At 46.3% G+C, this 23,886-nt stretch carries 18 protein-coding genes; 4 read left to right on the top strand and 14 right to left on the bottom strand.

Annotated features, from left to right (window positions below):
• Positions 1 to 28: 28 nt before the first annotated feature.
• From V144x_RS20305 to V144x_RS20275, 7 genes are all read right to left on the bottom strand, one after another.
• Positions 29 to 2,581, bottom strand: a complete 2,553-nt coding sequence (locus V144x_RS20305; protein WP_144987580.1) for a PSD1 and planctomycete cytochrome C domain-containing protein — start codon at positions 2,579 to 2,581, stop codon at positions 29 to 31.
• 40 nt (positions 2,582 to 2,621) lie between these two features.
• Positions 2,622 to 3,614, bottom strand: a complete 993-nt coding sequence (locus V144x_RS20300; protein WP_232102584.1) for a sugar phosphate isomerase/epimerase family protein — start codon at positions 3,612 to 3,614, stop codon at positions 2,622 to 2,624.
• On the bottom strand, positions 3,596 to 4,693 hold the full coding sequence (locus tag V144x_RS20295) for a LacI family DNA-binding transcriptional regulator (protein ID WP_144987578.1): 1,098 nt from the start codon (positions 4,691 to 4,693) through the stop codon (positions 3,596 to 3,598). The genes V144x_RS20300 and V144x_RS20295 overlap by 19 nt, the downstream gene beginning before the upstream one ends.
• Before the next feature lie 309 nt (positions 4,694 to 5,002).
• A complete protein-coding gene (locus V144x_RS20290) occupies positions 5,003 to 6,070 on the bottom strand; it encodes a sialidase family protein (RefSeq protein ID WP_144987576.1) in 1,068 nt (355 codons plus the stop codon).
• 69 nt (positions 6,071 to 6,139) lie between these two features.
• The gene (locus V144x_RS20285) at positions 6,140 to 6,565 is read right to left on the bottom strand and encodes a hypothetical protein (RefSeq protein ID WP_144987574.1); all 426 of its coding nucleotides are present in this window, start codon (positions 6,563 to 6,565) and stop codon (positions 6,140 to 6,142) included.
• 92 nt (positions 6,566 to 6,657) lie between these two features.
• Positions 6,658 to 7,569 (bottom strand): DUF1559 domain-containing protein, encoded by a 912-nt coding sequence (locus V144x_RS20280; protein WP_144987572.1) that lies wholly within the window; start codon positions 7,567 to 7,569, stop codon positions 6,658 to 6,660.
• 298 nt (positions 7,570 to 7,867) lie between these two features.
• The gene (locus V144x_RS20275) at positions 7,868 to 8,587 is read right to left on the bottom strand and encodes a FadR/GntR family transcriptional regulator (protein ID WP_144987570.1); all 720 of its coding nucleotides are present in this window, start codon (positions 8,585 to 8,587) and stop codon (positions 7,868 to 7,870) included.
• A gap of 314 nt (positions 8,588 to 8,901) precedes the next feature.
• Between V144x_RS20275 and V144x_RS20270 the strand changes: the two genes are divergently transcribed.
• On the top strand, positions 8,902 to 9,954 hold the full coding sequence (locus tag V144x_RS20270) for a pyridoxal-phosphate dependent enzyme (RefSeq protein ID WP_144987567.1): 1,053 nt from the start codon (positions 8,902 to 8,904) through the stop codon (positions 9,952 to 9,954).
• A 35-nt stretch (positions 9,955 to 9,989) separates the two neighbouring features.
• Positions 9,990 to 10,904, top strand: coding sequence for a dihydrodipicolinate synthase family protein (locus V144x_RS20265; RefSeq protein WP_144987565.1), 915 nt, complete (start codon positions 9,990 to 9,992; stop codon positions 10,902 to 10,904).
• Positions 10,905 to 10,928: 24 nt separating this feature from the next.
• Here the strand turns inward: V144x_RS20265 and V144x_RS20260 are convergent, their stop codons facing one another.
• Both V144x_RS20260 and V144x_RS20255 read right to left on the bottom strand, forming a co-directional pair.
• The gene (locus tag V144x_RS20260; RefSeq protein ID WP_232102583.1) at positions 10,929 to 12,362 is read right to left on the bottom strand and encodes a neutral/alkaline non-lysosomal ceramidase N-terminal domain-containing protein; all 1,434 of its coding nucleotides are present in this window, start codon (positions 12,360 to 12,362) and stop codon (positions 10,929 to 10,931) included.
• Between the two features lie 300 nt (positions 12,363 to 12,662).
• On the bottom strand, positions 12,663 to 14,204 hold the full coding sequence (locus tag V144x_RS20255) for an ATP-binding protein (RefSeq protein ID WP_144987563.1): 1,542 nt from the start codon (positions 14,202 to 14,204) through the stop codon (positions 12,663 to 12,665).
• A 1,051-nt stretch (positions 14,205 to 15,255) separates the two neighbouring features.
• Here V144x_RS20255 and V144x_RS20250 point away from each other — a divergent pair.
• Together V144x_RS20250 and V144x_RS20245 are read left to right on the top strand one after the other, a co-directional pair.
• Complete coding sequence (locus V144x_RS20250) at positions 15,256 to 16,230, top strand: DUF1559 family PulG-like putative transporter (RefSeq protein ID WP_144987561.1); 975 nt, start codon at positions 15,256 to 15,258, stop codon at positions 16,228 to 16,230.
• A 94-nt stretch (positions 16,231 to 16,324) separates the two neighbouring features.
• Entirely contained in the window at positions 16,325 to 16,705 is a 381-nt protein-coding gene (locus V144x_RS20245) for a hypothetical protein (protein WP_144987559.1), read from the top strand.
• Positions 16,706 to 16,794: 89 nt separating this feature from the next.
• Here V144x_RS20245 and V144x_RS28490 read toward each other — a convergent pair whose 3' ends face one another.
• The 5 genes from V144x_RS28490 to V144x_RS20220 form a co-directional block, all read right to left on the bottom strand.
• Positions 16,795 to 17,616 (bottom strand): EF-hand domain-containing protein, encoded by an 822-nt coding sequence (locus V144x_RS28490; RefSeq protein WP_197998546.1) that lies wholly within the window; start codon positions 17,614 to 17,616, stop codon positions 16,795 to 16,797.
• Positions 17,617 to 17,836: 220 nt separating this feature from the next.
• Positions 17,837 to 20,860, bottom strand: coding sequence for an outer membrane protein assembly factor BamB family protein (locus tag V144x_RS20235; RefSeq protein WP_144987558.1), 3,024 nt, complete (start codon positions 20,858 to 20,860; stop codon positions 17,837 to 17,839).
• 181 nt (positions 20,861 to 21,041) lie between these two features.
• Positions 21,042 to 22,139 carry a sialidase family protein gene (locus V144x_RS20230; protein WP_197998545.1) on the bottom strand — a complete coding sequence of 366 codons (1,098 nt, stop codon included), beginning with the start codon at positions 22,137 to 22,139 and terminating at the stop codon, positions 21,042 to 21,044.
• A 24-nt stretch (positions 22,140 to 22,163) separates the two neighbouring features.
• A complete protein-coding gene (locus V144x_RS20225; RefSeq protein WP_144987554.1) occupies positions 22,164 to 22,583 on the bottom strand; it encodes a YajG family lipoprotein in 420 nt (139 codons plus the stop codon).
• A 94-nt stretch (positions 22,584 to 22,677) separates the two neighbouring features.
• Positions 22,678 to 23,586: a DUF1559 domain-containing protein gene (locus tag V144x_RS20220; protein ID WP_144987552.1), complete on the bottom strand. Its 909-nt coding sequence runs from the start codon at positions 23,584 to 23,586 to the stop codon at positions 22,678 to 22,680.
• Between the last annotated feature and the right edge of the window lie 300 nt (positions 23,587 to 23,886).

Below are 23,886 nucleotides of genomic sequence, written 5' to 3'. Positions count from 1 at the left end.
GGAAGTTGCTTTTTTGATGTTAAAATAATTAGTCGATGAAAAAGAACTCATTAGTCGTGAGCAGTACTTTGCATAATCCGGTCCATGCCGCCTCATTCACTTCTGCAGACCGTTTTGATTGTTCCTTTAGTAGTTGCCTGCGATAAGCGTCGAGAGTTTGCGAAAATTCGGCCTTTTCTGTGGGTGTTGGGTTTCTGGAAAAAGCGATCTGGCAGGCTGCTTTGATCTGTTTTTCTTCCGTTGTTTCTGTCTGTAAAATTCGTCTGGCAAATGCTTCTGCCAGTTTGGGAACAAATGGAGAGTTCATCAGAAACAGTGCCTGTGTGGGAATGTTGGCGTTCTTGCGGGTGCCAGTGGTTTCATTTGTGTCAGGACCATTAAACAAGCCAAGGAACGGATGTTTGTATAATCGCTGCGTCATCAGATAGACGCTACGTTTTTTTGATGAAAAAACCTCATGAAAGGGCCCATTCAGACTATACCCTTTCTTATGCCAGGGTTTGAAAGGATGCGGTCCTCCTGGTTGACGGTCCAATTCTCCTGACACAAACAGCATGGCATCTCGAATCGACTCGGCATCGAGGCGCTTACGGGTGAACTTCCAGAGAAACACATTTTCCGGATCTCGTTTGCTGTTTTCGAGGATGTCTTTGCTATCTAATCGATAAGCGCGGCTTAATAGCATCTGACGATGGAGTGCTTTCAAGGACCACCCCTGTTCAATGAGTTGATTGGCCAGATAATCCAACAATTGAGGATGAGAGGGAGCTGCGCCCAGGACTCCGAGATTATCGACGGTTTTCACAAGCCCCTGTCCGAAGTGATAATACCAGAGCCGATTGACAATCACGCGGGCCGTTAAGGGGTGGGCTGGATCGGTAATCCAGTTTGCCAGTTCTTCTCGACCTGATTGTTTTTGATCTAAATGGGGCTTTGTTTTGGAAATCACATTAATGAATTGGCGCGGTACCACCTCTCCCGGGTTGCTGGGGTTGCCACGACGGTGCAGCTTCGCGTGGTGAGGTTTACCATCGATGACCGCATACAACATTTCTGCGGGAGGTTGTTTAACCAGTCGGGCCTTTTCCTGTTTGAGCCAGGGTAAACCATGTTCCATCAGTTCCCGGAATTTCCCTTTGTGAGAAGCCAGAAGCTTTTGACGCCGTGCTTCTAACTTCTCATTGGATTGGTCCTCTTTTTTCGCGGATTTGATTTTTTTAGCGACTTCCGCATACTCTTTGAGAGTCGGCTTCAACCAGGGGCGGAAATGGTTTCGAATTTGATGTTGATAGTGACTCAGGAGATCCCAGTAGGCATTGATTTTTTGTTGTGACTCCGGGTTGTTTTCCGCTGAGACCAGTTGTGTTGGTGAAGGGGAATTCGAAGCGCCCATCGTCGGGTAGAGTGTGCTTTCAAAAATGCCATATAAACCGTAATAGTCCGTAGCCAGCATCGGATCGAATTTATGATCATGGCAGCGGGCACACTTTAATGTAACTCCCATGATGCCACGACCGATGGTGTCGATGGTATCATCGATGGTCAGATGCTGATCTTCAAATCGTGTATTGCCGAACCGGCGGGAGAGGGCAATAAAACCGGTGGCAATTTTGAGTTGACGTGCGCGCTGGGGATCATTTTCACGTTTCGCCAGGATGTCTCCGGCAAGTTGCGCCTGAAGGAACTTGTCATAAGGAAGATCCGTATTAAACGCATCAATGACCCAGTTTCGATATAAATAGGCACCCGGTATGGGAAAGTCTCCGACATCTCCCTGGGTGTCCGCATATCTTGCGACGTCCAGCCAATGACGGCCCCATCGCTCCCCGTAAGCGGGGGAGGCTAACAGGCGATCGATAACTTTGGAAAACGCATGAAGATCAGTATCGGGATCATCGAGGAACTCCTGCACTTCTTCTGGAGTCGGGGGTAGGCCTGTCAAATCGAAGGAGGCCCGCCTGATTAAGATACGCCGCGATGCTAAATGTGCGGGTGTGAGCTTTTCTTTCTGTAGACGGCTGTAGATAAATCGATCAATGGGTGACCGGGACCACTGGGGATTGTTGACTTCAGGCGGTGCGATCGCTTGACGTGTAAGAAAGCACCAGTGTGATGTTGTTAGAGACTGTGTTTTCTTTGCTTGAGATTTAGTGAGGGGTTTTGTTTTCTCTTCAGGCCAGGGGGCACCCCATTCGATCCAACGTTTGAAATGTTGGATGGTTGCTTTGTTTAATTTCTCATCCACATCAGGGGGCATTTTCAGTTCTTTATGCGTCCGTTGAATGGATTGATACAAGAGGCTCTGTTCCGGCTTTCCTGGGACAATCGCCGGGCCGAAATCGCCGCCTTTGATTAAGGCAGATCGGGAACTGATTGCCAATGCGCTTTCCGCGTCTTCGTCGCCTGTATGGCAATCGGCACATTTCTCAATCAATACAGGACGAATATGGAGTTCAAAGAATTCGATTTGTTTAGCGGATGATTTTGTTGCTTCGGCAGCGAAGAGGGAATTTTCCAGGCAGAATAAAACTACGAAAACCATTAGTGAAATGAGTTGTTGAATTCGATTGCGCTCAATCATGTTCTAACCATTTACATTGTGAATGAAAAAACGTTACTGGCTAACCGCGTGAAATTCCCGCCTTATCAAAAGCCGGAGCCAGATTCTGATAACAGGTTTTTGCGGCAACAATCGGCTCGTAGCCTTTTTGTTTAAAAACCATACTACTGACTTCACAACAGATATCTCCCTGATAGCCTGCTTGCACGGCCAGTTTGAGTAGTTTGGAATAATCGATTTCACCACTTTCGCCAGGAAGGACAAAGTGTACTTTTTTGTCTTTCTTGATGGTGTCTTTAACCTGAATCAGGCTGGTAAACGGCATCATCGTCCGCATGGAATCTGCGAGTGAAATATTTCGATGCGTAAAGTGACTATAATCATAGTTTAAGCGAATCCAGGGACTATTGATTTGTTGAACCAGCCAGACGCCTTGCTCGGGTCGATCAACAACACCGCCCCGATGAGGTTTAACGGCGATCACCGTTTTCGTGCTTTCGGCAATCTTGGCCCATGCTCCCAGATTGTCCCGCATTTCATTTTTTAGCGCCTCCCATTTTCCGTTTCCGGCCGTCGTTTCAATTAGTGGAGAGTGTACTGGTTTTAAAGTATGACCTAATTCTGCCGCCCGCTTGAGACGTTCCAGAACCTTTTGCTGACTTGTTTTTGAACCGGGCAGGCTACAGTGCTCCATGAGCGATGTTAGTTTTAATCCCGTATCATCCAGTTTTTTAGAGACCTCCTGGCGTCGTTTGGTATTGAGTTTTAAGGGCGTGGCGTCCCATTGATCCATCAGGCATAGCTCGACAGAGTCATAACCAATCTCAGCGACAGCCTGGATCGCCTGTTCGGTTTTTAAATGGGGCATTCCATAAAGACTGAAGCCCAGTGTGAGCTCAGGCCTGGCTGATTTCCCTGCTTCCAGCCAGTTGATTCCTGTGAGACCGGCGGTGGCTGCACTGGTCGAATAAAGAAACTCACGTCTTGTGATTCGATTCATCTTTGCTGTTCCTATGCGGGGAGCATTCGGTTTATTTAACTGTTTAAATGACATACAGATTCACCTTGAGTCAGATGTGATTCCAAGGTTAAATCGACGTTTGCAATCGCATTGCCCATTGCCAGACGGGTTTCCATCTGACGCACTGCCAGCCGACCAATATCATGGGCGTGAATATCAAACGTAGTTAATTGTGGGTACAGACCCGTAATAAAGGCATGGTCGTTGTTTCCTGAAATCACACTGATCTCTTCGCCAACTTTGATTCCACGCCGCGCCAGTGAACCATAAACCACGGCTGCGACACTGTCGGAACCTGCAAAGAGCGCAGTGGGACGTTTTTTAGCCTTTAAAAGTTGATCAACAAGGTGCTGAACGGCCTCTGTAGACAGCGGTGGTTTTATGGGAAGTGACCATCCTTCTGAGGGAGCATCAACAAAGCGTTGCACGTGTAAGCCGCGGCGCATTGCCTGTGAAACGAAGCCGGTTTCACGGTTCATCATAATCAAGTGGTTGGGCTTGGGACTCAAGAAGGCAACATTGCGATGTCCATAATCGGCAAGATAATCGGCGGCTTTCGCGCCAACCTGAACATCATTAGCGCCAACAAAATCACCTGAGCAACCTTCGGGACGTCCTAAGAGCCAGACAGAGGGAATTTGTGATAAACGATTTAATAACGTGTTATTTGATTCGATCAGCATTTTTCCCTGAAGTGCACCCATCAGAAACAGACCGTCAATCTGGTCAAAATCTAAATGGGAGGGGACAGCATGCATGTCCGGAATGTGAGCGATTTGAAAACGGACTCCCAGTTCTGAGAATGCATCTTCGACACCACTAAACGCAGAGCTGACAACCGGGAGTGAGATCAGCGATCGATCCAGTCCTAAAGAGAGGGCGAGCAAGCGCTTGCCTTGGAGAATACTGGGTGTATTCTGGCTGGGATTTGCTTTAGGACGTCGGCGTCTGAGCGGACGGTAATCTAATGACTCTGCCACTTGTCGGATGCGCTGTTTTGCCGCTTCGCTTATCGAAGGGTCATCACGTAATGCGCGGCTCACCGTACTCACTGCACAGTCAGCTGCTTTGGCGACTGTTTTTACTGTAACGAGTTCAACAGTTCCACTCACAATCGGACCTCGTAGTTGGTTTCAGAAATCGATATAGAAGTTGAATGCAAATTAACGCATATAGATTAAAAATAAGCAGGGCACGAAGGTGGTTATTTCTCACATTACTCTTGTTGATAAACAATTTATTGATAGATGTAAAGAGAAATTCATCTAAAGATATTGATGTCACTAAAATTGAGTGGATAGGAAATAGGAGTTTCGTTTACGCAAATATATTTTATTTGCGTAAACGAATTGGGGTTAGAAAATAGGGATGATGATATTTCCGCTAATCATTGGGAGCTTGCTGCGGAATCACAGTTGAGATTATTTTGTGAGGAAGTCTTCTTCTTTCAGAGTCAGGCGGACGGGGCCTTGCATGGTGGTAATCCAGAGTTGTCCGGGTTTGACTTCCAGCACATACGGATAAGAAACCCGGTTTTCACGCTTTTGACCTGAAGGTGTTAAGTCCCGTGCGATGATGATGGGTTTGCTCCAGGATTTACATTCATCGTCTGAAAACGCAATAGACAATTCCTCGCGCCGTCCCTTTTTGCGTTCCGGGTCACGGAAACGATTCCATAGCATGACGATCCGGCCACTTTCCAGTCGTTGCAGAATGGCAGGGGAACTGCTGGCTGGAATTTGCGAAGGACGAATGGTACGCCAGGAAGCACCTTCATCTGTTGAGAATGCCTCCCAGAAGCGACCAAATCTTGTGCGGATCAATGCATAGATTCTGCCATCTTTCAATTCAACAATTGTGCCCTCCATCGCGCCGTCGTGATCGCCGGAACCGCCCAGGTCGATCATATTACTGTGGTTCCAGGTTGCTCCTTCATCGTCCGAGTAGTATGTGACCATCACATGCCGACCCGGATTAGCGATGGCTTTGGAAACGGCAACAATGATGCGTCCCGATTTGGTTTGAATCATGCTGCGAATAGCGCCACACCAGCTATGGTCCTGAATGATCTGAGGGGCCAGCCAGGTATGGCCGCCATCTTTGCTACGTACAATGTAAGCAGGGAGATAGCAGTCGGACTGGGGACCTCCCTTTTTATCATTCCAGTTGAATTTTCGTTCTTTCAAATTCATGAAAGCTAGGATGATCGTACCCTTACGTGTTTTGATGATGGCTCTTTCATTACTGGTATGGAATTTTTCAGGATTTTTATACAAGGGTTTGCCAGCCCATGATTTTCCTTCATCTTGACTTATTAAGACCTGTTTGGCATCCGGAGCCAACAGGCTTCCATCTGAAAGTTTGAGAAACGGTCCCAGATGGCGGTGGGGTAATTTTTGCGTTTGTGGATGATTCCATTCTGCCTGAGAAACGTGTAACGAGTATAAAGTGATTGATATCACGCAGGTTGAACGTAAAAGCTGCTTCATTATTTTCTCTGCCTTGTTTCAAACGATTTTGATAAAAAGTATGGTCTTAAAGTTGTCAGTTTTTGACATTTATTCTTTCAGTTCAAAGTCGACGATGAATGGTTCACTTCCTGCTTCCACAGTCGCTTCCAGTTCAGAATTGGTGTGATACTTCTCTGGAATGGAGATTGCAGGTTTGGTTGCGGCGTCAATTTCTCCCAATGATTTTCCATCTGTATCATCGGGAAGAATGGGAATGCCTTTGATCTCCACACGATGTTTTCCTAAGGGGACGCCACCTTTATTCGAGATTTCGTACATCCCATTTTTGACTTTACCTGCTGCAACGGGGCCCGTTGGTTGTGGTAGAAAGCGAATCGCAGCCCCTTCCAGCGGTTCGCCGTTCAAAGTGACGATACCTTTAACAATGCGCCGATCAGGCGCATCGCTGACACCTCCACAGCCAGAGAAGAGAGCCAACAATGCTCCACAAAGAATCATTCGTATGACAGGCATAACAGCCTCCTTAAAGAACGTTGACTAATTCCGGTTAGTCAGCGCAAAAAGATGCGTGAGCGTGCATGTCCAACATGACGATGTAAACGGAGTTAAAATTCGCCGACCACTTCTTTACCAGCACGGGTGGTGATGGCAGAGAGTGTGCCCTGATCGATGTTTTCGGAAATAAAGCGGACAGATCCATCGCCGAGGACAAAGTGGGCACCACCGACGTGATAACTGGAAAAACCCTGAGGGCGAAATGCAAATGCACCTCCACCGGGGACCGTGTCGATGCTGTTGATGCCATTACTGGTATCGAAAACGTCATAGCCAGTGTATGAATTTCCGTTCAACCCGGTTTGAGCGAGGGAACCGGTAATCTCACCCACGATCAGGGTATTACTTGCACCGTCAATTATGTCGCGCATTTTGACGCGGGAGATGCCATAGAGCACACCATTTCCGACAGAGGTCGGTCGCACCCCCGAACCACTATTGCATCTCCAGCTGATGGAATCGGCGACGCCCGCCATATCTGTTCTAGCCATGCCATCAGGCAGAGCACCTGCAAAGGCGCCTGCTTTATTAACGATCACATCTGGTTGAGGATTACTGGGGCAGAGGAACGGGAGCACGGGAGACAGACAAGTGCTCGAATTGAAGTTGGGCGGTACAAAAGGTGTGGGACCGGAAAAATTGAGATTGTTATAAATATTTGCCTGATCCAGATAAGGCAGAATGCGCACGCCCCAGGAAAACATATGACTTCCTGAGTATCCGCTGCAACCGCCACTGATTCCAGCACCGATGGGAAACGCGGTAAAGGTGTCGTGATAGTTATGTAAAGCCAATCCGACTTGCTTAAAGTTGTTTTTGCAGGAGGAGCGTCGTGCTGCCTCGCGTGCCTGTTGCACTGCAGGCAGTAAGATTGCGATTAAAATTGCGATTATGGCAATGACAACCAGTAGTTCAATTAGCGTAAATCCATGATGTTTCTTTTCGACTTTGAATTGTAACATTGTTTCATCTCCATCAAAACGGGGAAAGAACGCAATACGATAAATATAACCTTTGTATCTAGACGCATATGATCTCTGAATAATAAATGTTGTCAGCCATCAGACTGTTTTCTATGACAAACGATGTTTCACCATTAATGATTAATGGCATTTACCAGATTAGGGTTCACCATTTTGACGTGCTCAGCCGTATTTGATTTTATGTCTCAATCAGAACGCTCGCATTCAATCAAGTGTCCGATGGTCTGCACGATTGTTAAATCTATTGTGATACAAAAAAAAGAGGGGCTTTTTAGTATCATTCACTCGGAGCTTTTAACTGAGTTTGTAAATGTTCCGTTAAGTGTTTTGTTGCTTTATCTGTATCCCGATCAGCAATGGCATTGGCAATCTTTTCATGTTCCCGGAGTCCTTTCAACGTGGGAATGCGGCCGTAGAATTCACCTGCGTGAAAGTAATCCAGCAATACTCCGTGGAACTGTTTCACAAAGCTGCCATGCGAAGCGGCAAGAATTGTCTGGTGAAACAGGCAGTCCATTTCTTTATAGGCTTTACTCGTTCCTGCTTCGTCTTTCTTAAGGTTTTTCATCACACGCTTCATCTCGGCAACGATAGTCTGCAGGCGAATAATTTCTTCAGATGTGATCCGTTCTACTGCCAGTGCGATAGAACCAATTTCGATCACGGCACGCAGTTGCTGTAGTTCACATAATCCCTGGGGGCTGGCGACCTGTGGTACCAGAGCCTTCCGCAAGACAGAGGAAAAGTTATCTGCTTCTGCCACACAAAGCCCCAGACCTTGTCGTCCCGTCACAACTCCCAAGCCTCTCAGGGAACCGATGGCCTCACGTACCACGGTCCGCGAGACACCAAATTGATCGGCTAGATCGGCCTCTGTTCCCAGGCGTGAACCAGGGGCGAGTCGGTCGTTACGGATTCTTTCACACAGGCGATCAGCCAGTTCCGCACTGAGTGTTTTTGCTGCATCAACTTGTCGGGCATCCTGCGAAATCTTCATTTTAACGACGACTTTCCTATACGTGCTCTCGTGAATCTCTGAGAGACAGGCAATGAAATGCGATTTTCTGAAACCACGTCCAAAAACATGGGATTGGGTTTATTGCTTCAAATAAATTTTTATACTATAAAATATTAAATTGTATGATAATCAAAGATATTATCATATAACTGATAATATGTGCGTCAAGGCTATTCATACTCTTTTGATCAAGATTACTGATGTTTTGAATCTAACTCTGATGTAAATTGCTTTGGTTTAATGTGATGTCGTTGGCATCAATGAATTGCTGATTTCTCACCAGGGAATGGTATATGGATTCAAAACATTTTACTTTGGGCGAAGGTCAAACACCTCTCTTACGTTCGCGCCGCATTGGCCCTGATGTGGGGCTGCAGCATTTGTATTTTAAATTGGAAACCGTCAATCCCACAGGGTCTTACAAAGATCGGTTTGCCGCTGCTGCGATTTCTGACATGCGGATGAATGGGAAACAACACGTTGTGACCTCTTCCAGCGGAAATGCCGGTTCTGCGCTGGCCGCTTATAGTGCTGCTGCGGGAATAAAATGTCAGGTTGCTGTGTTTATTGGCGCACCGGAAAACAAACTGAAACAGATGCTGGCCTACGGTGCAGAAATCTGGAAGATTCGGGATTTCGGATCAGATCCAGAAATTACCAGGGACACTTTTGAGTATCTGAAACAGATCGGGTCGGCCTCCGATGCGCAACTTCAGATCAGCAGTTATCAATTTAGTCCCGTCAGCATGCTGGGGGTTGAGACAATCGGTCAGGAACTTGTAAGTCAATCAGAGCAATTACAACGTCCTATTGAGCATGTTTTTAGTTGTGCGGGGGGCGGGGGGCTGATTCTGGCTGTTTTTCGGGGCTTTGAAGCGGCACTGAAACAGAAAAACATAACCGACCTGCCTGCCATGCACTGTGTTCAACCAGCTGGTAATAATACGATCGTTGGTCCCTTACGGGAGGGACTTGACCATGCACGGCCCTGTCAGAGCACGACAGAAATTGGTGGACTACAGGTTGCCAGTGTGCTGGATGGAGACAAAGTGATTGCAGCCTGCAGACAAACTGGTGGCTCTGGTTATCTTGTCGAAGATGAATTCGTGTATGAGGTACAGTCGCAACTGGCACGACAGGAAGGCATCTTTTGTGAGCCAGCGGCTGCAGTTTCATTGGCGGGCATCTTACAAGCTGCCGTGGAAGGAAAGATACACCGGGAGGAAACCGTGGTCTGTCTCATCACGGGCACAGGATTCAAGGATCAGTCTTCAATAGATCGAATGCTGGCTTCAAACACCTGCCCGGTCGTTACGCTATCAGAGTTCATCAATCATACATCTTAACCACTTGTCATTGAGCACAAAGAAAGTCCTTCAATATGATACAATCTGTTAAAATGATTACCGCGCTGGGAACTCCACTGACTGCAGAAGAAGATCTCCATCTACCAGGAATGGAAGCACAGATTCATGATCAACTTTCTCATGCAATCAATGGTTTTTTAGTGGGTGGCACTATGGGGTTGATGCAGCTTTTGTCAGATGAGACCTACCGACAGCTTGTGGAACAGAGTGTTCAATTCACTAAAGGCCGTGCAGAATTACTTGTGGGGGTGGGTGATACCAGCTTTGTGCGGACACGCGACCGCATACGAATGGTGGAGAATCTGTCCATTGATGGGGTTGTCGTGATTTCTCCTTTTTTTGTCCAATTCAGTCAGGAAGATCTGGTCGATTATTATTTATCGTTAGCAGATCTGAGTTCGAAGCCATTATTTTTGTATGACCTGCCTCAGACGACGGGAACAAAATTGGAAGTGGAGACTGTGTTGAAGCTGGCTGAGCATCCTAATATTCGAGGAATTAAATGCTCGGATCATTTTGTGACGATTCGTCCGGTGGTTGATTCACTCAGTGAGCAGTTTCGTGTGATTGTGGCGCAACCCCATTTAATGGATGTTCTGTTGCGGTCTGGCGTCAGCGAACATCTGGACGGTGTGTATATTCTGGTGCCAGAATGGATTAAAAAAATGGTAGCAGCAACTGAGGCAGAAGATTGGGAAACACTATCAGCGGTACAGCGGGATCTGTCCGGATTGCTCTCATTTTTGCAATCATTTTCAGCTCCTCTCTTTTCAACTGTTACAGCTTTAATGAATATGCGCGGTATTCCGGGTAACTTTGCACCTCGACCGATGCGTGCTTTAACTGCACATGAGCAAGTGTTGCTGACAGAGGAGCCTCATGTTCAGAAAATCTTCGTTGGAAAATCAATCTCTCCCGTAGAAGCTTGATGAAATCTGATTAGAATTAGTCTCTTAATCTTGCTTGGGATCTACTTCTTTGACCAGCCTGTGAACGGAAGCGGAAATCAGCGCTTCTGTATTGGGTCCCCAACGATAAGCGGGTCTCCCATACTCATAAAGGTTTGAGCCACCTTCGTAGCCCCCTTCAAGCCAAACACGTTTTGAAGGAATATAAGAGATCATATCATCTGCATAACCGCAGACCCAGGTGTTTGGACCAAACTCTCTTTTAAAACGGAGTGCATAATCCACAACGGTTTCAGCGCCCATACCAATCATCAGGGTGTCTTTTCCGAGTCGCCATACATGGATCGGGTAAGGATAGGAACCTGGGAACGTTTCACCTTGATCCAGCTTTTTCAGAAGACGCGCCGCCCAGCGCTTTTTGATGGCATTATTGCTTTTGGTATCCGCTTCCAGGTCCTTGCGCGTGACCACTTTCAGATACGGGAGTTCGACATATTCAAACGCCATCTTTAAATCAGGAGAAATGGGTCTGAGCGATTTTTTCAAAGTTTCTTCTACTGCAACGGCCAGCATGTGTCCATATTTTTCGCAGAGTTCTACCGTTCGACGGGGAAGGGGGTTCTGATCCCCTCCACATGTATTGACGAACATGGCAGTGACACCCGGGTGGTTTTTCTCGATTTCTATTTGTGCATAGCCGGGGTAATCACCACATATTTTTTTGAAACTGAGCGTTGTGGGATGACAGGCGTATCCAAACAGTACGGCGTCCAATTTTCCATCAGGTCGCGTAACAGTCATGACGGGGACAGAGTGATCTACGGGGCCAACAAGTTTCTTGCCTGCTTTTAAGAGAGCGGGAATATCGGCTTCGCGATTGTTACGGCGATTGACTGCAAACGTGGTGTGGCCTGTTCCCATCTTCAAACTGGCGGGGGCAAGGTTGGTGAGTGCCTGTCCGATCATTTCGACCGTCTTGTTTACCATGGCATCCGTGTATTCATCAACCAGTTTGTCCTGCATTGGAGTGGTCGGGTAGTAGTCATAAAGATCATCACCTAAACGCGGCCCACAATGATTGTGTGAGAATGTAAACATGATTTGTTTACGCTGAAGTCCAAACTGGTTCTTGATTTGTGCAAAGACGCGATCGCTCATCATTTTAGGAACGCCTTGAAAATCACTGGTGATTAACACGGCGCGATGTCCCTGGCTATCTTCTAGTGCCAGCGCTTTCATCCAGATATCATGCAGTTTTCCTTCGGGGGCTCTTGCTGACCCATAGCCGGCGAGCCAAACTCCTTTTTCAGGAGTAATGATTGCCTTGGCGATACCCACTTTCCAGTTTTCTGCAGCAGAGAGTTCATGACTGGTAAGGCCACAAAAGTTGATTGACAGCAGACAGATTTGCAAAACAAACAAACGACTCAAGCCTCGCATTTTTTTTGAAGGAGACTCCAGTTTCTGGCTCTGGTTCATGGAACAATTCCTTGTCATTTGGATCAGACTTTTTTGAGCTGATTGCTAAAAGAGCCTTTTCATTCTCGAAAGCTTCCACTTGATTTTGCAGTGTAAACGGACATGGTCTGTTCACGAAAACGAAGAGGAAATCACTTTTCTTAACTTTCCAATGTAAATGCGAGAATACCAAATAGCAAGCTCGTTTGAGTCAGCAAAAGTCTGAAATTGACAACTCACAAGGTAACAGGATTCATCACCCAGTTGAAACGCGTCATTTCCCATTTCGGATTGGAGAGAGATAGCGAAGGGATACTCTTATTAAGCGACTTGCGGATGCTGATTTTGATCGTTCTTTAATGTCAGACTCATCCGCGCAGCGATTTCTGGAATGAAGGTTTTACGATCAATAGGTTTCGGCAAAAAACCATCGAAGCCTGCTGACAGACGTTTGTCGAGCTTGGCATCCCTCACTTCAGAAGTTAATGCAACAATTTGACCTTTATAACCAGCATTACGAAGAACCTGGGTGGCCTCATAGCCATCCATAATTGGCATCTGCATATCCATTAAGATCAGGTCGAACGGATTCTTGGCTTGCAGTTCTATCAACGCGAGTTCCGTTCCTTCTTTACCGTTGTGGGCAATCGTGACCTCTGCTCCCGCTTTTGTCAAAATAAATCGGATCAGATGTTGATTATCCGGTCGATCTTCCACTAACAGAATTCGTCCATTAATTTTGCTGTTGGCTGAATATTCCATGGGCGTTGATTTGCGTATTTTATCGCAATCAAGAGATGTTACCATTTCCACTCCTGACAGATCTCCCGTCGAAATGTGGAACGTGAATTTGCTCCCTTTACCATACGTACTTTCAACATTCACATCGCCGTCCAGCATTTTGGCAATGCGTTGGGTCATCGTTAATCCCAGACCGATTCCACTTTGTTTTCGTGTCAGAGATGAATCGACTTGACCAAACGGCTGAAAGATGTGTTGTAGTTGATTCAATGGAATGCCAATTCCGGTGTCGGTTACATAGTAGCAGAGCCGTTGCTGCTGTGGGTCATGTTCAACAGTGATCCGGATCGTACCATGCTTTGTAAATTTGATTGCATTTTCGGTTAGATTAACCAGCGCTTGTTTGAGCCGCGTGGGATCAGTATGAATGAACTGAGGAATCTTACCTTGAAGTTCAATCAAGAGTTTGTTGTTTTGTGCCGATGCGCGATGATTTAAGGACTCCTTTATTTCAAGGAGCATTCTTGCGGGATTTGTCTTTCGTTTTTCAATTTCAAATTTCCCCGCTTCGACTTGAGAAAGGTCAAGAATATCGTTGATCAAATCCAGTAAATAGCGGCCATTACGTTGGATTGTTTGGACCGCTTTTGAATGTTGTGAGGCCGTGAGATCTTTGTTTTCCAGCAGCTCACTGAAACCCAGTATTGCTGTCATGGGAGTGCGGATTTCGTGAGTCATATTTGCGAGAAACTCGCTCCGAGACTGGATGACAGCGTTCGTTGATTCTAGTTCTGAATTTTCATTATCGCTAAGTGAGGAATTGATTGATTCCAGAGTCTTGTTTTTGTTTTCATCAAACTGGCTACTTAGTTGATGCACTTCCTCTTTCATTCTGGTGATTGTCGACTGAAGATGATTCAGTGCCAGTGTACAATTTGAAAGGACCGTCTCATGACATGTTTTGGGTTGTGCTTTTGTCTGGCATTCCTGCTCGCTAAGCAACTGCATATCAGCAAGAAGATGCATATCCGATAGGGCTTGATTGAAATTCGAAACAGTTGAATGCTCAATTTCTGTAATAAGATTTTCTAGCGGCAAAAGTGAGACTTGAGGCTTGGTCATGCTTTGTGGTACTCCTTCAGCTTTAGCGCGTACGATAGATACCAACCGCTCTCTCAAATCGTCTCATTAAATGAGTAGTGCCTCGATTATGGTAAGAATTGGTTTGGAAGAAATTAGATTCAATATAAAAGTAGAGTAGAGGGACTTAATTACATTGGGTCTTTTTTCTTGTTTTTGTTCTCCTGTTATAAGCAAGATGAATTGGTTATCAGAAAATCGGTTATTACCTGGTTAGATCATAGTAGAAACCAGATGCAGTAATGATTTTAGGGTTATCAACAGAGTTAATATTGCCTAATTATGATCGGAACTATTTTGAATTGTGAATGTCGTAATGTAATGAAATGGTTTGAGCGAGGGGAAGATTTTAAACACAGTTACACTTTCAGGGAAAGAGCTGAAACCCTCCTTGTACTATGTTCAAGTTAGTTTTGTACGTAAAGAAATCTCACGTCGAATGTTTATAGTACTTACAGGGAGGGAAGTATCTGAAGTATCTTTCAGGGTATAACACTTGATTTTAAGCAGAAGTTGCACGAGTGTGTTTTTTGATTCACAGAATGATTGAAGCATTTTTCATCTTATGTATGCGATCAATTCGGTTCTCTCTTTTTATTAACTAAGGTTTGATTCAATAAAGCTGAGTTTTTTTATAAGGGAAAGCGAGCAAGAGTACTGTTCTGTTTAGTGTAATGTATAGGATTTGAATTTACATATAAGTGTTTTTGGAGCTTCAATATTAATTCCTTTCTATACAGTGTTATTTTGAATTTACTCAACATGTAATAGTTTTTGGGTGATCAGTCACAAAAGATTCATTGTATTTGTTGCCTGAGCTAAAGAAAAATCTAGAATTCCCGTAACGTTAACGTAAGAAGAGTGTTTCATTGCATATCTCAACGTGGCGGAATTTGTTTTCTTCCTCAAGCTTTCAAACTTTTTTCAGGGCCAGCTTCCACCAATTAGAAGCGTATTAGTGTGGTCCCTATTTAGGACCAACTTAGTCTCCGGGCCATTTTATTACTCAAATTATTTATCAGGGATTTCATTCATGCGATCGAAGAACGTACAGAAAAAACGAGGTTTTACGCTAATCGAATTGCTGGTGGTGATTGCCATTATTGCGATTCTGATTGCACTTTTATTGCCAGCAGTACAACAAGCACGTGAGGCAGCGCGCCGCAGTACCTGTAAAAATAGCTTGAAGCAAATTGGAGTTGCATTGCATAATTATCATGATACACACCGCACATTTCCTCCCGGGGCAGTGTGGTATGGAGTCGGTTCTGCACCTGCAAATGGCCGCGATGCTAACTGGGGCACCACGTGGGTGGTTCAAATTCTTCCATTTATGGATCAAGCCCCGTTATACAACAACTACAACATGTCGCTGCCCGCACGTAGTGCGAATGCAAATACGACGGATAGTGTTTTACAAGCTAAAATTCCCGTATTACGATGCCCCTCCCATCCAGGCATTGATCGTTTCTTACTCACACAAGACTTCAACGGATTTTCAAAAATCACCTATGCAGGATCTGTTGGTTCCGGATCGACTTTAGATATCGCTGACTATAACAATGACAATGAGCGAGGGGTCTTTAGTGCCATCGGGCAGTATGGAGCGAAAATCCGAGACATTTCCGATGGGACTACCAATGTGATTATGCTGGGTGAAGTTGTCACTGGTACGAATACTGGTGATGACAAAGGAGCCTGGGGATGGTGTACGGGAGCGTTGTTTAGTGGGACAAACGAGAATGGTGTTTTAACTCCCAATACCAGTCTAGTTACTGATCGAACTCCATATGCTTCTAACAACACGAGTGATAATAACTTTAATAAGCGAAACAACCCTGATGATACAAACGCCGGGGGAGGGCAGGCGGCACGCAGTTTTCACGTAGGTGGTGTACATGTCTGCCTTGGAGATGGTTCGGTGCGTTTCATCTCTGAGAACATCGATCAAACGACCTACCTGAATTTATTATCGATTGCTGATGGAAATGTGATTGGTGAATTCTAATCGTTAGATGGATTCTCTCTCTTCAAAAAGTTAGCAGCTCCAATCGTTTCTATTGGGGCTGTTTTTTTACTCAAAGCTACAAAGGCACATAGAAATGAAAAGTAGAATTGCGATTGGTGAGCAACTGACAAGTTGTTTGGTGTTGCTCTTATTGACGGTTGTTTTTACTGGTTGTGGTGGTCCTTCAGCTCCACCACCATCGGAGTCACAGAAAAGCGAGATTGCACAGAAGTCCGTTGAAGCATTTATCGCATCTGCTAAGAAAAAACCGAAGAGCGCGGCTCAGGAACTGTCTGTGCTGATGGAATCTTTAGACGCCTACGCCAGCGAATATGAGGGGCCTTACATTGAATTGCGAGATTCAGCCAAGGAACTTTTGTCGCTTTATCAGAGTTCAGCAGCAAAGGATAAAATTCAAGCACAACTGGATGTGCTCAAGCAAAAGGCAGCGGCCCTCTCTTCTGCGAGTTCATAAGTATGAAATGTGCTTCGGCGATTATGTGATTCTAGTAGAATAGTTATCGCATGTGCTTCGTCGTCGCATGCGATAACCATTTAAAAATCTCAGTTCACAATGATCAGTGATTTAATACTGCCATTCGTACGAAAATTCTTGCTGAATTCAAGTGTGGCTTTCACTTGAACATTTTCATGTCCGGCAATTGTCACTTTAGGAGCTGTCGTGTAGCCGGAACCGGCATTCGTAATACGAAAACCAGTTACTTTACCATCTTTGATAATCGCTTTGGCAGCGGCAGGAGTGTGGTTCCAAAGGTCTCCCCTCTCTGGCTGGTAGCGATAATAATTTGATACGGCGTCAAGTCGACCATTAGTGATCCCGTATTTCCCCAGCGCATCCATCAGCACTTTTTTGTTGGCACGAGCACGTGTGGGGGTTGGATCTCCTCCGCGAGCCGGGTTCACATTGCTGAAGGCCTGACGAAAGACTTCGGGTTTGACACCTAGCGCAGCTGCAATGAGAGTGACTGGCCGACCATGATCACGAGGATCGGTTTGATGGCCATTTGTGAAAATAACACTGCCAGCGGGGGCATTTTTTGACACAGGTTTCTGTTGATGACGAATTTTTCCTGGATTTTTGCCGGGGCGAACTTCTCCCGGGCGAGGGGGACGAGGGAGTTCTTCTCGCCTCAGAACTCCATCTTGATTGCGATCCAGCTTTTTTAAGATTTCCGTCGCCTGTTTCATTTCCTGTGTCGAAATTTCTTCGTCTCGGTTTGTATCAAATAACATCAGGAGCGGATCAGGCGGAGGTCCTTCTGGTCGGTGACGTTCTCGTTCACCTCCTGGTGGCTGAGAGGAGACGCTGGTGGTGATTAACCCGGCAATAGCTGCGATAGCAAGGAATGCAATAATTTTCTTCATTCGATGGACTCTCCCGTTGATGGTACATAATCGCTCATCATTCATTTTCCATGAAAATTCTGCTAGTTTTTCATCGGAAAACGACTCGTCAGCAGGCATAACGCATCTATTGGGGCATCACCACGGGATTTATTTGAAATTTCGCAGAGAATCTGCAGATTAAGTGTTCCTGGTGTTCCTGCAACGTTTCATTTGAAGCAAATGGAAGGTTGAGTGTTTTTCACTCACTCCCTTCCAAGGCAAACCAGGCCTGCATCTGGTAAGAGCAGTTACATTGCGACGAACCATCGGGAACGAGGACCAGTCCGCCGGCAGGGATGGCGTTGATGTAGCAACCCAGGCGGATGCCCCCGAAGTTTTCAACGCCTGCTTTGCGGGTTAAATCGACATAGCCGAGCGTGGCGGAGCGAAAGACCATGAGGTGTTTGCTGGCAGAAATTTGTCCGCAGCCATAGGAACGATCAAATTTGAAGTCGATACTTTTACCTGTTTTTAAATCCCAGGCGCCCCCTTGTGCATAAATTTTGTCACCGTTGATGACGGGATGCGATTGATACTTGGCTTTGATATCCCAGATACGTTTTCCCGTTTTGGTATCGATGGCGGCAATTCGGCCGCCGACTTCAGAGGGAAGTTTGAAAAAACTATGGCGGATACCCTGATAGAACATCAAGAGGGTCTGGTTTTCTTCTGAAACGGCGAGTTGAGTTCCAAAGATGTCCTGATCGGCTTTCCAGAGATCCGTACCCTCTTTGGCATGAAAGGCTTTCAATTTTCCTTTGCGTTTTTCATCTTCAGCCGAGGCAGGATTAGGTCTGCCGTTTCGGCGAGATTCTTTGATGTGATCAGCCTTCGCAATTTCACGATCGATGAGATACACACTGTTGTCTCCAATGGTAATCGCATTATTGCGAATGGAATATTCGGGTTGGTAGGTCCAGAGAATGTTGCCGGTTTTGGCATCGATGGCAAAAAACAGAACTGATTCGTTACGGAGTTTCAGATTTTTATAACGGGGGCTTGTGTAGTGTGCGTCATTGCTGACAGTACCATATACAATACCGTCATGATAGCTGATATAGCCCCAGTTCTGATTCGGATTGTCTTGACTGACGGGGGTGGAAATTTTTCGAATCAGTTTTCCGGTTTTTAAATCGATCTGATGACAGAAGGTGTCTTGTTTAACGAAGACATAATCGCCTCCCAGGCAGAAATTACTGCCTACTTCCGCGGTTCCCACATCATGATGAATGCCATTCATCTCCGTGAGATTATTCTTGAGTTGATATCGCCAAACCGTATGGCCGTTATAGGCATCCAGTCCGCAAAGGCCATGTAAACCACCGACGACCATCACTCCCTGATTCACCAGTGGCGCGGGTCCCTGGCCGTGACGATTTGGAATCTGAAAATCCATGTCACGATACCAGTACATTTTGAGAGGACCTTTGACGATTTCATCATCCGAGTTGACGGTGTTCGTGGCATTGGAATACTGGTGTGTCCAGCTACCGGCTCCTTTTAATTCCGATTTGGTTTCAACCTGGATCTTTCCCAAAGCTCCCCGACAAAATTGACCACCATAGGGACGTTGGATACGACGTGCTTCTTGTAGCAGCTTGGAGCCTATTGTTTTATCAAGAGAAGACGAAGAAATCACCAGATTTGCAAAGTTTTTCGAGTAGGGAGTACGTTTCGGATCAGCCACATGGACGGCAACGCGTGAACCGTAAACGCCGGCATTAGAAAGCAGCTTGCGGGCCTGAGCCGCTTGTTTTGCATCTTGCATAACGACATAAATCTGCAAATCAGAGAGCCGTGCAAGCTCCAGAGCGAGTTGCGCATTCTCAGCACCCAGGTCGACACAGATTCCTGTCTTCCGGTTTGTTTTGTCGAGAATTTCTTTTGCGGCCGCTTGGTATTCCTTGGGGGATGCGACAGGTTTTGGAGTGGGGGAAGGTGAAGTGTTGTCTGTCTCTTGTGCTCCACCATTTCCAAAACAGCAAATTACTCCCTGGTCTGTACTGGCAACAAGGCATTCATCGGAGGCAGCCAGACCGCGGACGGTGCCTTCAATTTCATGGGACCACCAGGTGTTGGCCTGCCTGCTGAAATCGACGGCGGTGACTTTGTTATGCGATCCGCAGTAGGCGTCGACTCCAGCAATAATGACATCGGTGATCGTGTAGTTTAATGGGATGACTCGTTTCTCTTGTAACTGTTTGATGGTGATCGGCTTCCCTTTACGGTCGCGGGTTTGTGTGTCTGTCCATGCGCTGTAAAGCAGTGATTGACCACTGCCGCGCAGAATTCCACCATCGGTTGCCGCCATCGGTCCGGTGCCCGTTTGTTGTGTCAGTTGACCCGTCGACTGATCGAACAGGCAACCGGCGTTACAAAAGAATTGATCAGCCAGGATGACCTCAGAACCGCCCCGTTGCTGGTTTTTCTGCATATGAAAGTATTGGAATTTTCCACTTGTTCGTTCGAATGCCGCAGGCACAGCGCGTCCGGTAGGCATGAAAATCTGATCCTGGCTGGCCGCCAGATACCCTTGTGAAGAGACGCCACTTTTGGCCCTCGCGCCACCATGTGGTTGATCCATCACCAGCTGACCTGAATCGCGGTTGCTCCAGATCACCTCTCCTGTTTCTGCATTGAGTGCATAAAGGTAAACACCATCGGAGGGCCAGACTCCCGCAGCAAAATAGACCTGATCTCCCACGACCGCCGGGCCACCTCTGGCAGGCCAGTGCGAGATGAGTCGATCATTGCCCATGATATACTTTTTCTTGGGACCACCTTGTCTTTTCCAGAGGAGAGAGCCATCTTTGATGGCCAAAGCGTAGAGGTTGCCATCATCGCTGGCAACAAAGATGCGGTCTTTCCAGGCAGCCGGTGCAAAACGAATGGGACCTTCTGTAAAGAATTTCCATTTGAGTTCCCCTGTTTCTAAATCGAGTGCATAAAGTTGATCATCGGTGGAACTCCCAAATAGAACGGTCTGCTGCACGATGATGGGCTGAAAGACTTCATCAAATTTAATGCGTGTATGTGTGGGCCAGGCAGGAGTAGGAGCATGTTGGACACGAAACGTCCATTTCAATTCCAGGCGGTTTGGTAGTGGTTCACGGGTATATCCAGTGCGGGCTGCGTTTCCTCGAAATTGGGGCCAGTCGGCAACCGTGGTTTCAGAACTGAATCCCAGTGCGAACAGAAATGCAATAACCGTCAGGAATCTCATGGAGGGCCTCTATTTGATTGGTGATCTCTGTCTGGTGGTGATCTGACAGAACAAGGAGTGCAGCGATTACTATATTAATGGTAATCGCTGCGCGAGGACTTGTCACCGAAAAGAAGGGGCGAAATCCATGATTTCAACGAAGCATTTGCCGATGGAATCAGAGCGGGTTCGATGTCTTTGTTTACTGCTTCTTCTTTAATAGTTGGGCCAGGGGAATGCTCTGATAACGCAGGCCACCCGGTCCATAATAGACCAGGTGCAGTACATTCTTTCGAAATGCTGCTGCAGCGTAACAGTAAGAACCCTTAGCGCTTTCTTCAATATTGGTCAGATTCTCCCATGTTTTTCCGTCATCATAAGAAAGACCCAGTGTGAAAGGCGTACGTGGCCCCTGGTGATCGGCACCGGGAACGACGGCGTTGTTCCAGATTAAAATGAGAGGTGCGTCTTTGCCTGGTGCGCGTTGTAAGAGCATTGGTGCTTCGGGATGAACGATTTCGGTTTTTTTAGCAGGACTCCAGGTTTTGCCTCCATCACTACTATAGGAACGGTACATTCTGGTGGTCTGTGTGCGAATCAACATGAGGATCCGGCCATCGCTCAATTGCTCGATTTCCGGTTCCATCGCGCCCCGCATAGGACAATCGACATCATTTTCTGAGCGATGCCAGGTGGCTCCTTCGTCATCGGTGTAATAGCTGAAGGCGCGAAAGTGTTCGTCTTTCTGCCAGGCGCTGGGAGAACCATAGGCGGCTAATAAGATACGACCTGATTTCAAACGAATGGCGGCTGCGTTGACGGTGAAAATCAGACCTTTTTTGCCGTGCGAAAGCTGTTTGGGCTCGCTCCAGGTTTTTCCTTCATCAGTCGATTCTTTGAACCATAAATTGGCGAAGCGGTTACTGTCGATGCGGATGTAAGTCAGCAAGATCTTCCCGCTGGTTGTCTTCACCAGGCTGGCGGACATGACGTTCATCTTGCCAATATTTTCCTGGATTGTTTTCGGCTCTGACCAGGTCTTGCCGCCATCGTCCGAATGAATTTCCACCAGTCGTGCTGGATCATGATCGTTACCTTTGGCGCCATACCATTGAGTGTAAACCAGAAGTAACCGTCCGTTATCGAGTGTCAGCAGGGCACCTTCCCCATGTCGAGGTAGGTCCTTTGTAGATTTAATTAAGAGACGTGATTCCGCATCACTATGGTCAGGTAATAAGTTCATCGTAGCGATGAATGCAGTCAACGCCAGACAAAGGGTTCTTAATTTTATGTGCTTCATATTCCGGATCATGGAAGTTTCTCTCTACTTGAGGTCAAAGTCTTTTTTTATTTCGTTACTATCAGGTTTGACAGTGAATGTTTCGATTGTCGTTTTTTTATTGAATTGTTCCGGGAGGAACTGTTCCCGTTCTGTTGAGTTTTCAGTTTTGTCTCCCGGCAGACTGGCACCCCCTCGATAAGCGTCAATTTCGACCTGATACGTACCGGGTTTTACTGCAGACCGTTCCGCGAACTGATAAAGTCCTTTTTTGATTTGTGTAGTTCTTGCCGGCGCCTGATTGCCCTTGATAGGAATCAGGCGAATCACGCCATCGTGAATGATCTCTCCCTGATAAGTCACTTTACCACTGACCGGAGTCAATGAGAGTTGATCAGAATTTTGGCCACATCCAGCCAGAAGTATTACAAACAGACTAATACAGAGAGAGAACTTGCTTTTCATTTACCAGTACCAGAGGGAAAGAATCAATGTCTGTTGAAATCGAAAATGCAATACGTGTTACACAAAAGTAGATGCCATGAAAAATGAATAGATTTTAGAACTCACCAACCACTTCGCCACCAGCGCGTGTGGTAAGGTCCTGCAGCGTACCCAAATCAATATTTTCAGAAATAAAGCGGACCGCACCATCACCCATAAGGAAATGACAGCCTCCCGTATGGTGGCTGGCAGGTCCGGTAAAATCATCACCGTTCCAGCTCCAGCCGGATAGTGAAGGAAAGTTGGTATTGATTCCGCTTCTGACTCCAATTCCACCGCCTCCAAAGGCTCCCCAGGTAAATAATTGATGAGAGCCTAATTTGTTGCCAACAGTTTCCGCGAATGCCAGTGTATTACTGGAACCATCGGTGATGTCTCGGAATCTGATTTTTGAGTTTCTAAAAAACATGCCATCTTTATTAAAACCAACGGCATCCTGCCCATCCCGCGCTGGATTTCCATCGCGTCCACTGTGGGCAACGGGGTGATAATGGCTGCCCCACGAATCATTGGGGCCACCGGCACCGGTCCAATTTTGCCCTTCGTCCTGCGGGTTACTGGGGCAAATAAAAACGACAATTTTTTGTTGAGTTAAGGCAGAGTTGGGTGCCTGATAGAAGGCTAACTGAAAATTGAATTGATTATAAAGTGGTGCTTGATCCAGGAAGGGAAGTAACATCGTGGAACACATATGAGATCCATAAAGTTGTGGCGCTGAAAAGGAACTATCGGTATAACTTCTTCCGGCTGGAAAAATGCTGTGTGAATCATGGTAGTTGTGTAGCGCCAGCCCGATTTGCTTTAGATTGTTCTTACAGGTACTGCGGCGCGCTGATTCGCGAGCCTGCTGAACGGCAGGTAGGAGCAGGGCAATCAAAATGGCGATGATGGCGATCACAACTAAGAGTTCGATTAAGGTAAAACCTCTACGAATGGTGTTTGATAAAAAATTACGTCGCAACATTGTTTAGGGCCTCCCACAACGCGAAAAGAAAATCGGAATGAAATCAGTTGAACGCCTTCTATTCATATTTATGATTCTAAATAAATATAGATATATCATGATATATCATGATTGTAGTTTGCTATATTGTCAATACAAAAATGAAGAAAGGGAGTGCTTTTGAAGAATTAGCGTTTTGTACGATTCGCTTAAAGAATTTACAAAGAAATCATTTGCGACTTAATACAACTGAAAGGCTACCGGTTTTTCAAGTGCTCTTGAAAAGTTCAGTCTGTTCGTATCAGACGTTGATTTTGCAAG

The organism is Gimesia aquarii, from assembly GCF_007748195.1.
In the GTDB taxonomy this organism is placed as follows: Bacteria; Planctomycetota; Planctomycetia; order Planctomycetales; family Planctomycetaceae; genus Gimesia; species Gimesia aquarii.
This window is presented reverse-complemented; position numbering and strand designations above follow the sequence as displayed.